Annotated in this window: 10 protein-coding genes; 8 read left to right on the top strand and 2 right to left on the bottom strand. The window is 64.2% G+C overall.

Annotation, left to right across the window (positions count from 1 at the left end; genetic code table 11):
- Positions 1-998 (bottom strand): FtsX-like permease family protein (locus tag IVB47_RS10270; protein ID WP_346730788.1); only part of this gene is annotated, 998 nt, incomplete at its 3' end.
- On the bottom strand, positions 995-1,717 hold the full coding sequence (locus IVB47_RS10265; RefSeq protein WP_247461356.1) for an ABC transporter ATP-binding protein: 723 nt from the start codon (positions 1,715-1,717) through the stop codon (positions 995-997). The genes IVB47_RS10265 and IVB47_RS10270, both read right to left, overlap by 4 nt.
- Positions 1,718-1,772: 55 nt before the next feature.
- Between IVB47_RS10265 and IVB47_RS10260 the strand changes: the two genes are divergently transcribed.
- The 8 genes from IVB47_RS10260 to IVB47_RS10225 all read left to right on the top strand — a co-directional run bounded on the left by IVB47_RS10260 (position 1,773) and on the right by IVB47_RS10225 (position 11,617).
- The gene (locus IVB47_RS10260; RefSeq protein WP_247461375.1) at positions 1,773-2,420 is read left to right on the top strand and encodes an arylesterase; all 648 of its coding nucleotides are present in this window, start codon (positions 1,773-1,775) and stop codon (positions 2,418-2,420) included.
- A gap of 174 nt (positions 2,421-2,594) precedes the next feature.
- Positions 2,595-3,131, top strand: a complete 537-nt coding sequence (thpR, locus tag IVB47_RS10255; protein WP_007598862.1) for an RNA 2',3'-cyclic phosphodiesterase — start codon at positions 2,595-2,597, stop codon at positions 3,129-3,131.
- Positions 3,132-3,338: 207 nt separating this feature from the next.
- Complete coding sequence (zapE, locus tag IVB47_RS10250; RefSeq protein ID WP_247461354.1) at positions 3,339-4,523, top strand: cell division protein ZapE; 1,185 nt, start codon at positions 3,339-3,341, stop codon at positions 4,521-4,523.
- A gap of 201 nt (positions 4,524-4,724) precedes the next feature.
- A complete protein-coding gene (gene mdh, locus IVB47_RS10245; protein ID WP_007598869.1) occupies positions 4,725-5,693 on the top strand; it encodes a malate dehydrogenase in 969 nt (322 codons plus the stop codon).
- Positions 5,694-5,910: 217 nt separating this feature from the next.
- Positions 5,911-7,107 carry an ADP-forming succinate--CoA ligase subunit beta gene (sucC, locus tag IVB47_RS10240; RefSeq protein WP_007604323.1) on the top strand — a complete coding sequence of 399 codons (1,197 nt, stop codon included), beginning with the start codon at positions 5,911-5,913 and terminating at the stop codon, positions 7,105-7,107.
- 4 nt (positions 7,108-7,111) lie between these two features.
- Positions 7,112-7,591: a DUF1579 family protein gene (locus IVB47_RS10235; RefSeq protein ID WP_247461352.1), complete on the top strand. Its 480-nt coding sequence runs from the start codon at positions 7,112-7,114 to the stop codon at positions 7,589-7,591.
- A 34-nt stretch (positions 7,592-7,625) separates the two neighbouring features.
- Positions 7,626-8,510: a succinate--CoA ligase subunit alpha gene (sucD, locus tag IVB47_RS10230; RefSeq protein WP_247461350.1), complete on the top strand. Its 885-nt coding sequence runs from the start codon at positions 7,626-7,628 to the stop codon at positions 8,508-8,510.
- Positions 8,511-8,647: 137 nt separating this feature from the next.
- Positions 8,648-11,617, top strand: a complete 2,970-nt coding sequence (locus IVB47_RS10225) for a 2-oxoglutarate dehydrogenase E1 component (protein WP_027566402.1) — start codon at positions 8,648-8,650, stop codon at positions 11,615-11,617.
- The last annotated feature ends 100 nt before the right edge of the window (positions 11,618-11,717 follow it).

Here is an 11,717-nt window from a genome sequence, read left to right as displayed (position 1 = left end):
CCGATCGCGGCGAGCAGGAGCACCTGGGCGAGATAGATGCCGAACACGTCGCGCCCGGTGGCGCCGACGGCCTTGAAGGCCGCGATCACCTCGAGCTTGTGGTCGATATGGGCCTTGACGGCATTGGCGACACCGACGCCGCCGACCAGCAGCGCGGCGAGGCCGACCAGGGTCAGGAACTGCGTGAAGCGGTTGATGTTGCGCTCGAGCTGCGGCGAGGCATTGGAGCGGCTGCGAACCTCCCAGCCGGCCTGCGGCGCGGCGTTGCGGGCGTCCGCGATGAAGGCGTCGGTGGCGCGCTCGCTATTGGCGATCTCCGGCAGCTTCACACGATAGACCCAGCGCACCAGGCTGCCGGGCTGGACCAGCCCCGTGGCGCGCAGGCCCGCCTCGCTGATCAGGAAGCGCGGGCCGAAGCCGATGCCGCCGGCGAGCTTGTCGGGCTCGGCTTCGACGGCGCTGCGGATCTGGAACGTCGCAGCCCCGACGGTGACACGATCGCCGGTCTTGAGCGACAGCCGCGCCAGCAGTGTCGGATCGGCGGCCGCGCCGAACGCGCCGTCGCGCTCCGCGAGCAGGTCGGACATCGGCAGCGGCGGCGCCAGCGTCAACTGGCCGAGCATCGGATAGGTGTCGTCGACCGCCTTCATCTCGACCAGCGCCAGCTTGCCCTCGGCCGAGCGCGCCATGCCGCGCAGTGTGGCGGCGCTCGAGACGGTGCCGCGCGAACGCAGGAAGGCGACTTCCTCCGGCTTCGCCTCGCGCTGAAACAGGACGAACGACACGTCGCCGCCGAGCAGCGTACGGCCCTCGCGGGCGAGGCCGTCGCTCAGGCTCGCCGAGACCGAGCCGACACCGGCGATGGCCATCACGCCGAGCGCGATGCAGGCGATGAAGACGTAGAAGCCGCGCAGGCCGCCGCGCAATTCGCGCAGCGCGTAGCGCAGCGACAGTGCGACGCCGTTGGGCTTCGCGAACGGTTCGGCAGCAGCGCTCATGCCGGCGCCGACTGCGTGTCGATGCGCCCGGAGCGCAGGCGGATCACGCGATCGCAGCGATGCGCGAGCGACGAATCATGCGTGACCAGCACCAGCGTCATGCCGCGCTCGGCATGCTTGCTGAACAGGAGGTCGACGATCTGTTGTCCCGTGGCTTCGTCGAGATTGCCGGTCGGCTCGTCGGCAACGAGGATCGCGGGATCGGGTGCCAGCGCGCGGGCCAGCGCGACGCGCTGCTGCTCGCCGCCGGAGAGCTGCGTCGGATAATGATGCAGACGGTCGCCGAGCCCGACCGAATGGAGCTCCTGCGCCGCGCGCGTTGCGGCGTCGGGATTGCCCGCAAGCTCGAGCGGCACGGCGACGTTCTCCAGCGCGGTCATGGTCGGGATCAGGTGGAAGGACTGGAAGACGATGCCGACCTCGCGGCCGCGGAAGCGGGCCAGCGCGTCCTCGTCGAGGGCATTGAAAGGCGTGCCGCTGACCACCACCTCTCCGCTATCAGGACGCTCCAGCCCCGCCATCACCATCAGCAGCGTGGATTTGCCCGAGCCTGACGGGCCGATCAGGCCGATCGTCTCGCTCCGGCCCACGCGCAAGCTGATATCCTTGAGAATGTGAACGCGTGCCGCGCCCGTACCCAATGACAGATTGACGTTGGAGATGGCGATGGTGTCCGCCGAACTGTCGGCGAGCGAAGAGGAAGAGATGCGAGTGTCCATGGTCCGGTCATATGGCAACTCCGCCCGCGCGGTCGAGAGGCGTTACGGATTGTTCATGCACATAGCCGTGTTGATGCTCGCTTTGATGACGGTCGCAAATCCGGCGTGGGCGCCGGCATGGGCCGAGGCGGCGAAGCCGATCAAGCTGGTGGTTCTCGGCGATTCCTTGAGCGCCGGCCTCGGCCTCCCGGCCCAGCAGGCGTTCCCCACCAAGCTTCAAAAAGCTTTGCAAGACAAAGGCATAGAGGTCGATATGACCAATGCCGGGGTCTCCGGCGACACCTCCTCCGGGGGCCGTGACCGGCTCGACTGGTCGGTCCCCGACGGAACCGACGGTGTGATCATCGAGCTCGGCGCCAACGACGCGCTGCGCGGCATCGATCCCGATTTGACGCGCTCCGCGCTGACCGAGATCGTCCTGCGCCTCAAGGCGCGCAAGATCGCGGTGATGCTGTGCGGCATGCTGGCGCCGCCGAATTACGGCGCGGACTATGCCGCGCGCTTCAATTCGATTTATCCGGATCTGGCGAAAAAATTTGGCGTGCCGCTCTATCCGTTTTTTCTCGACGGTGTCGCGGCCGATGCCAAGCTCAACCAGGCCGACGGCATTCATCCGACCGCGGCCGGCGTCGACATCATCGTCAGGAATATCTTGCCCACGGTTGAGGCATTCATTGGCACGATAGCTGAGCAGCGGCGTTGAAAAGCAGGCAGCGCCGACCGTAATTCCCAGGGTTTTACCGGGGTGAGGCGCGCGATGCTTCGCAGAGTCACACAACTGCGATAGGAATTAAGGTACCGGTGATTCGTCGCCGGCTCTAAAATTTGGATATGATCTTGCCCTGGGATCATGCCCAAGCATCGGGAGTGCGAAACGATGCCGCGTTTGTTCACTGGTCTGGAAATTCCGGCCGAGATTGGCCAGTCGCTTTCCAATTTGCGGGGCGGCCTTCCCGGTGCCCGCTGGATCGATCCCGAGAATTACCACGTCACCCTGCGCTTCATCGGCAATATCGACGGCATGTCCGCCAACGAAATCGCCTCGATGCTGTTTCGCGTCGATCGCAAGCCGTTCGAGGTGAAGGTGCAGGGTTTGCAGAGTTTCGGCGGACGCAAGCCGCGCGCGGTGGTCGCCACCATCGTGCCGAGCAAGCCGCTGATGGAATTGCAGGCCGAGCTCGAGCGCCTGATGCAACGGATCGGCCTCGACCCGGAAGGCCGCAAGTTCATCCCGCATGTCACGCTGGCCCGGCTGCACGACGCCACCGACCGTGACGTCGCCGATTATCTCTCGCTGCGCGGCTATTTTCCCAGCAAGGCGTTCACGGCCGAGCGTTTTGTTTTGTTCTCGTCCCGCGCCTCAACCGGCGGCGGCCCGTATGTGGTCGAGGACGCGTACGAGCTGTGTGAGTAGCGAAGCTCTCGTGCCCCGGACGCTGCGCAGCGCGAAGCGGTGCGCTGCAGAGCCGGGGCCCATCGCTCCACGATCGATGTACCAAATGGTGGGTCCCGGCTCTGCGCAGCAGCGTTGCACGCTGTAGCGCGTCCGGGACACCGAACGCATAGCGCCCCGCCCCAATTCACGGCTTGCAATTTCCGCTCATCTCTGGCGGTAAAGAGCATGCTCTCGACCCCCAGTTCCTCATTCCGCGAGGCCTATCAGGCCCAGATCGCGTCCGGCGCGATCGAGCCCGATGCTGCGCAGGCCGAAATTGCCGACGCCTATGCGGCGCTCGACCAGCGGCTCGCCGATTACAAGCCGGCGCGCAAGCAGGGCCTGCTCAGCCGCCTGTTCAGCAGCGACAAGGACGAGGCGCCCCACGGACTCTACGTCCATGGCGAGGTCGGTCGCGGCAAGACCATGCTGATGGATCTGTTCTTCCAGCACTCGACCGTCGAGCACAAGCGGCGCGCGCATTTCCACGAATTCATGGCCGAGGTGCACGAGCGCATCTACGATTTTCGCCAGGGCATCGCGCGCGGCGAGATCGCCGATGGCGACGTCATCGCGCTGACCGCGCATGCGATCTTCGAGGAGAGCTGGCTGCTCTGTTTCGACGAATTCCACGTCACCGACATCGCGGACGCGATGATCCTCGGCCGCCTGTTCGCAAAGCTGCTGGAGCTCGGCACCGTCGTGGTCGCGACCTCCAACGTCGCGCCTGACGACCTCTACAAGGGCGGTCTGAATCGTTCGCTGTTCCTGCCCTTCATCAGGCAGATCACCGACCACATGGACGTGCTGCGGCTCGACGCGCGCACCGACTTCCGGCTGGAAAAGCTTCAGGGCGTGCCGATGTGGCTGACGCCGGCGGACACTGAGGCGGACGCCGCGCTCGACCGCGCCTGGTCGAAGATGTCAGGCGGCGCCAAATGCAAGTCGCGCGATATTTCGATCAAGGGCCGCATCCTGCACGTGCCGTGCTCGGCCCACGGCGTGGCGCGCTTCGCGTTCGCCGATCTCTGCGAGAAGCCGCTCGGGGCATCGGACTATCTCAGGCTGGCACACGATTATCACACCATCCTGGTCGACCATATTCCAGTGATGGATTTCTCCCAGCGCAACGCCGCCAAGCGTTTCATCACGTTGATCGACACGCTGTATGACAATGCCGTGAAGCTGATGGCCTCGGCCGATGCCAACCCGATCTCGCTCTATCTTGCCAACGAGGGCAACGAGGCCAACGAGTTCAAGCGCACCGCCTCGCGCCTGATCGAAATGAGCTCGGAATCCTATCTGGCGCTGCCCCACGGCCGCAAGGATTCCACCGCCAGCGGCTCGACCAAAGGTTTGGTTGAGACTTAAAGGGCTTGGTCGAGACTTAAGTCCTATTTGCCAGCGCTATCATTCCGGGCGCGGCGCTTCCCAAGCCCCGGAATGACGAGTTGCGCTCGAATACGCGGCAAGCCCGACAATTGGGCAACCCGTGACTTGAACGGGGGAGGCGAAAGGGATAACCACCCGTCTCAGTTTTCCCCTCCTTACGTGTCTAAAGGACAGGCTCACATGGCGCGCGACAAGATTGCTTTGATTGGCTCCGGTCAGATCGGCGGAACGCTGGCTCATCTCATCGGCCTGAAAGAGCTGGGCGACGTGGTGATGTTCGACATCGCCGAGGGCGTGCCGCAGGGCAAGGCGCTCGACATCGCGCAGTCCTCGCCGGTCGACGGCTTTGACGCGCACTACACCGGCGCCAACTCCTACGAGGCGCTCGACAACGCAAAGGTCTGCATCGTCACCGCCGGCGTGCCGCGCAAGCCCGGCATGAGCCGCGACGACCTCCTCTCGATCAACCTCAAGGTCATGGAACAGGTCGGCGCCGGCATCAAGAAATACGCCCCCGACGCTTTCGTCATCTGCATCACCAACCCGCTCGACGCGATGGTCTGGGCGCTGCAGAAGGCTAGCGGCCTGCCGCACAAGAAGGTCGTCGGCATGGCCGGCGTGCTGGATTCGTCGCGCTTCCGCTACTTCCTGGCCGACGAGTTCAACGTTTCGGTCGAAGACGTCACCGCCTTCGTGCTGGGCGGCCATGGCGACACCATGGTGCCGCTGGTAAAATACTCCACCGTCGCCGGCATCCCGCTGCCCGATCTCGTCAAGATGGGCTGGACCTCCCAGGCGCGCCTCGACGAGATCGTCGACCGCACCCGCAACGGCGGCGCCGAGATCGTCAACCTGCTCAAGACCGGCTCGGCCTTCTACGCGCCGGCGGCTTCCGCGATCGCGATGGCCGAGAGCTATCTGCGTGACAAGAAGCGCGTGCTGGCCTCGGCCGCCTACCTGAACGGCGAATACGGCGTGAAGGACATGTATGTCGGCGTGCCCGTCGTGATCGGCTCCAAGGGTGTCGAGCGCGTCGTCGAGATCGAGCTCGTCGGCAAGGACCGCGAAGCCTTCGACAAGTCGGTCGGCGCAGTGCAGGGTCTGGTTGACGCCTGCAAGAAGATCGCACCGGATCTTCTGGGCCGCTAAGGTCAAATATTCCGCCGAAGACCGAAGCCCGGTCTTCGGCGGTTTCATTTCCGGGGTTCCGCCAAACCTTGTTTAAGGTTGGGGCGGGTCCTGGTCCGCAAGTCCAGAGATCGATGTCAGAGAATCCGGGTTGCAGTTCCTGTGGTATATGGTATGCCAGCCACAAGACTGAGGTGGGCCTACGAGGTCACCGCCCGCGGGTTCAGGGAGCGACCATATGAATATCCATGAATATCAGGCCAAAGCGCTGCTGAACGAGTTCGGCGTCGCGATCTCCAAGGGCGTTCCGGTCCTGAAGGCAGCTGATGCCGACGCGGCAGCAAAGGCACTCCCGGGCCCGGTCTGGGTCGTGAAGAGCCAGATCCACGCTGGCGGCCGCGGCAAGGGCAAGTTCAAGGAAGCATCGGCCGGCGACAAGGGCGGCGTGCGCATCGCCAAGTCGGCCGCGGAAGTTTCCGAATTCGCCAAGCAGATGCTCGGCGCAACGCTCGTCACCATCCAGACCGGACCCGCCGGCAAGCAGGTCAACCGCCTCTACATCGAGGACGGCTCCGACATCGACAAGGAATTCTACCTCTCGATCCTGGTCGACCGCGAGACCTCCCGCGTCTCCTTCGTGGTGTCGACCGAGGGCGGCGTCAACATCGAGGACGTCGCGCACAACAGCCCTGAGAAGATCGTGACCTTCTCGATCGATCCCGCGACCGGCATCATGGGCCATCACGGCCGCACCGTCGCGAACGCGCTGAAGCTCTCCGGCGATCTCGCCAAGCAGGCCGAGAAGCTCACCGCGCAGCTCTACGCGGCCTTCGTCGCCAAGGACATGTCGATGCTGGAGATCAACCCGCTGGTCGTGACCAAGCAGGGTCAGCTCCGCGTGCTCGACGCCAAGGTGTCGTTCGACGACAACGCCCTGTTCCGTCACCCCGAGGTGCTCGCGCTGCGCGACGAGACCGAGGAAGACGCCAAGGAAATCGAGGCGTCGAAATACGACCTCAACTACGTCACCCTCGACGGCAATATCGGCTGCATGGTCAACGGCGCCGGCCTCGCGATGGCGACGATGGACATCATCAAGCTCTACGGCATGGCGCCGGCGAACTTCCTCGACGTCGGCGGCAGCGCCAGCAAGGAAAAGGTCGCGGCCGCCTTCAAGATCATCACCGCGGATCCCAACGTGAAGGGCATTCTGGTCAACATCTTCGGTGGCATCATGAAGTGCGACGTGATCGCCGAGGGCGTCACCGCCGCCGTCCGTGAAGTCGGCCTCAGCGTGCCGCTGGTGGTTCGCCTCGAAGGCACCAATGTCGAGCTGGGCAAGAAGATCATCCGTGAATCCGGCCTGAACGTGGTGCCGGCCGACAATCTCGACGACGCCGCGCAGAAGATCGTGAAGGCCGTCAAGGGAGGCTGAGGCCATGACCCAGGACCATCTCGCTGCATCATCCCCGCTGCCGGAGCACGCGCGTCTTGCCGCGTTCGCCGGTGAATGGAATGGCGAAGAGGTGGTCTTTGCGTCGCGCTGGACGGAGGGCGGGACGGCGACCTCTCGCGTTGTGGCCCACATGCATCTCAATGGCTTCTATCTGATCCAGGACTCGGTCCAGACCCGCGACGGCAAGCAGAGCTTCGCCACCCACGGGATCTTCACTTTCGACCGCGAAGACCGGACCTACAAATTGTTCTGGTACGATTCGCTCGGCTACACGCCGCCCTCGCCCGCCTCCGGCGGGTGGGTCGGCAAGACCCTGACGCTGGTGCGCGGCTCGCTCCGCGGCAATGCGCGCCACGTCTATGAAATCATCGACGACGATTCCTATTCGTTGAAGATCCAGTTCTCGCCGGACGCGGAAGGCTGGGCCGACGTGCTCACCGGCGTCTACCGCCGCATCCACTGACCTCTCACTCGTTAGTTTCGCGAAAGCAGACCTCATGTCCATCCTGATCGACAAGAACACCAAGGTCATCTGCCAGGGCTTTACCGGCAAGAACGGCACCTTCCATTCGGAGGCCGCGATTGCCTACGGCACCAAGATGGTCGGCGGCACTTCGCCCGGCAAAGGCGGCGCGACGCATCTGGGCCTGCCGGTGTTCGACACCGTGCGCGAGGCGCGTGAGAAGACCGGCGCCGATGCATCGGTGATCTATGTGCCGCCGCCGGGCGCGGCCGACGCGATTTGCGAAGCCATCGACGCCGAGATCCCGCTGATCGTCTGCATCACCGAAGGTATCCCGGTCATCGACATGGTCAGGGTGAAGCGTTCGCTGGCCGGCTCCAAGTCGCGCCTGATCGGGCCGAACTGCCCGGGTGTCATGTCCGCCGGCGAGTGCAAGATCGGCATCATGCCGGCCAACATTTTCAAGACCGGCAGCGTCGGTATCGTCTCCCGCTCGGGCACCCTGACCTACGAAGCCGTGTTCCAGACCACCCAGGAAGGCCTCGGCCAGACCACGGCGGTCGGCATTGGCGGCGACCCGGTCAAGGGAACCGAGTTCATCGACGTGCTGGAAATGCTGCTCGGCGATCCCAAGACCGAGTCGATCATCATGATCGGCGAGATCGGCGGTTCCGCCGAGGAGGACGCCGCCCAGTTCCTTAAGGACGAGGCCAAGCGCGGCCGCAAGAAGCCGATGGTCGGTTTCATTGCCGGTGTCACGGCCCCTCCCGGCCGCCGCATGGGCCACGCCGGCGCGATCATTTCGGGCGGCAAGGGTGACGCTGGTTCCAAGACCGACGCGATGAAATCGGCTGGAATTACAGTGTCGCCGTCTCCCGCTCGTCTTGGCCACACGCTTGCCGAAAAATTGAAGGCCTGATTCACATCTTCGTAATTTTCCGGGCGAAGTTTCGCAGCAAATAGGGTAAATGGTGCCTGTCGCGCTGGTCCTCTGCCGGGGAGCCCAGCGCCAGCGCCGTTTGTTATGCGCGAACCGAAATCGCCAGGAACTCAAGTATGTCTCGCCAAGACGCGAACGCAGCCTTTGCCCTCTCCTCCTTTTTGCAGGGCACCAACGCCACCTACATCGACGAAATCTACGCCCGCTACGAGAAGGACCCGTCCTCGGTGGATGCCGAGTGGCAGGACTTCTTCAAGAGCCTCAACGACCAGCCGGGTGACATCAGCAAGAACGCCCAAGGCCCGTCCTGGGAGCGCGCCAACTGGCCGCTGACCCCGCAGGACGATCTGACCTCCGCGCTCGACGGCAATTGGGCGGAAGTCGAGAAGACGGTCGGCGCCAAGATCGCCGCCAAGGCGCAGGCCAAGGGTGGCGACAAGGCCGGCGGCCTTTCTTCCGCCGACCTGCTCCAGGCCACCCGCGACTCGGTCCGCGCGCTGATGCTGATCCGCTCCTACCGCATGCGCGGCCACTTCCACGCCAAGCTCGATCCGCTCGGCATCGAAGCCCAGCGCAATCGCGAAGAGCTCGACCCGCGGACCTACGGCTTCAGCGAAGCCGATTTCGACCGCAAGATCTTCCTCGACCATGTGCTCGGTCTCGAATACGCCAGCTTGCGCGAAATCACCGCGATCTGCGAGCGTACCTACTGCCAGACGCTCGGCGTCGAGTTCATGCACATTACGAACGCGGCGCAGAAGGCGTGGATCCAGGAGCGCATCGAGGGACCGGACAAGGAAATCTCCTTCACCCGCGAAGGCCGCCGCGCCATCCTGATGAAGCTGGTCGAAGCCGAAGGCTTCGAGAAGTTCTGCGACACCAAATTCACCGGCACCAAGCGCTTCGGCCTGGACGGTGCTGAATCGCTGATCCCCGCGCTCGAGCAGATCATCAAGCGCGGCGGCAATCTCGGCGTGAAGGAGGTCGTGCTGGGCATGCCGCATCGCGGCCGGCTCAACGTGCTGACCCAGGTGATGGGCAAGCCGCATCGCGCGCTGTTCCACGAGTTCAAGGGCGGTTCGGCCAATCCTGATGCGGTCGAAGGCTCGGGCGACGTCAAATATCACCTCGGTGCGTCCTCGGACCGCGAGTTCGACGGCAACCGCATCCATCTGTCGCTGACCGCCAACCCCTCGCATCTCGAGATCGTCGATCCCGTCGTGCTCGGCAAAGTCCGCGCCAAGCAGGACCAGCACGGCGATCCGCCGGATATGCGCATCTCGGTGATGCCGCTGTTAATGCATGGCGACGCAGCGTTCGCCGGCCAAGGCGTGGTCGCGGAATGCTTCGGCCTGTCGGACCTGAAGGGCTACCGCACCGGCGGCTCCGTGCACTTCATCGTCAACAACCAGATCGGCTTCACCACCTATCCGCGTTATTCCCGTTCGTCGCCTTACCCGTCCGACGTGGCGAAGATGATCGACGCGCCCATCTTCCACGTCAACGGCGACGATCCGGAAGCCGTCGTGTTCGCGGCCAAGGTCGCGACCGAGTTCCGGCAGAAATTCCACAAGCCCGTCGTCATCGACATGTTCTGCTACCGCAGGCATGGCCACAACGAGGGCGACGAGCCGGCTTTCACCCAGCCGGTGATGTACAAGAAGATCGCAGCCCATCCCTCGACGCTCGAGCTCTACGCCCGCCGTCTCATCAGTGAAGGTGTGCTGACCGAGGGCGAGGTCGAGAAAGCCAAGGCCGACTGGCGCGCGCGGCTCGATGCCGAGCTCGAAGCCGGCTCCGGCTACAAGCCCAACAAGGCCGACTGGCTCGACGGCAAATGGGCCGGCTTCAAGATCGCCGATCAGGAAGAAGATGCGCGTCGTGGCGTCACCGGCGTCGACATCACCGCACTGAAGGACATCGGTCGCAAGATCACCAAGGTGCCGGATGGTTTCCGCGTCCACCGCACGATCCAGCGCTTCCTCGAAAACCGCGCCAAGGCGATCGACGGCGGCACGGGCATCGACTGGGCGACCGGCGAGGCGCTGGCGTTCTGCACGCTGCTCAACGAGAACCACCATGTCCGCCTGTCCGGACAGGATTCGGAGCGCGGCACCTTCTCGCAGCGCCACTCGGTCCTGATCGACCAGGAAGACGAGAGCCGCTACACGCCGTTCAACCATCTCGGTCACGAGCAGGGCCATTACGAGGTCATCAACTCGCTGCTGTCTGAAGAAGCCGTGCTCGGCTTCGAATACGGCTATTCGCTCGCCGAGCCGAACACGTTGACCCTGTGGGAAGCGCAGTTCGGCGACTTCGCCAACGGCGCGCAGGTCGTGTTCGACCAGTTCATTTCCTCGGGTGAGCGCAAATGGCTGCGCATGTCCGGCCTCGTCTGCCTCCTGCCGCATGGCTATGAAGGCCAGGGGCCGGAGCACTCCTCGGCGCGTCTGGAGCGTTATCTCCAGATGTGCGCGGAAGACAACATGCAGGTGGTCTATCCGACCACGCCGGCGAACTACTTCCACGTGCTGCGCCGGCAGCTCCACCGCGAGATCCGCAAGCCGCTGATCGTGATGACGCCGAAGTCGCTGCTGCGTCACAAGCGGGCGGTGTCGCGTCTCGAGGAGCTCGCGAAGGGAACGACCTTCCACCGCATCCTCTATGACGACGCCCAGATGCTGCCGAGCGAAGCGATCAAGCTCGTCCCCGACGAGAAGATCCGCCGCATCGTGCTCTGCTCGGGCAAGGTCTATTACGACCTCTACGAGGAGCGCGAGAAGCGCGGGATGGACGACATCTATCTGATGCGCGTCGAGCAGCTCTATCCGGTGCCGCTGAAGGCGCTGGTGGCCGAGCTGTCGCGCTTCAAGAAGGCCGAAGTGGTGTGGTGCCAGGAAGAGCCCCGCAACATGGGTGCCTGGCACTTCATCGAGCCCTATCTGGAATGGGTGCTGAACCAGGTGAACGGTGCGAGCCGGCGTCCGCGTTATGTCGGCCGCGCCGCCTCCGCCGCGACCGCGACGGGTCTGATGTCGAAGCATCAGGCCCAGTTGAAGGCGTTCCTGGACGAAGCATTGAGCTGAGAAGTTTTTTAGGACGCTGTCATCGCCCGCCTTGTGCGCAATTGCGCACTGGGACGGGCGATCCAGTACGCCGTGACGGCCGTGATGACCACGAACGCCG

The sequence above is a fragment of the Bradyrhizobium sp. 62 genome, assembly GCF_023073035.1.
Classification (GTDB): domain Bacteria; phylum Pseudomonadota; class Alphaproteobacteria; order Rhizobiales; family Xanthobacteraceae; genus Bradyrhizobium.
This window is presented reverse-complemented; position numbering and strand designations above follow the sequence as displayed.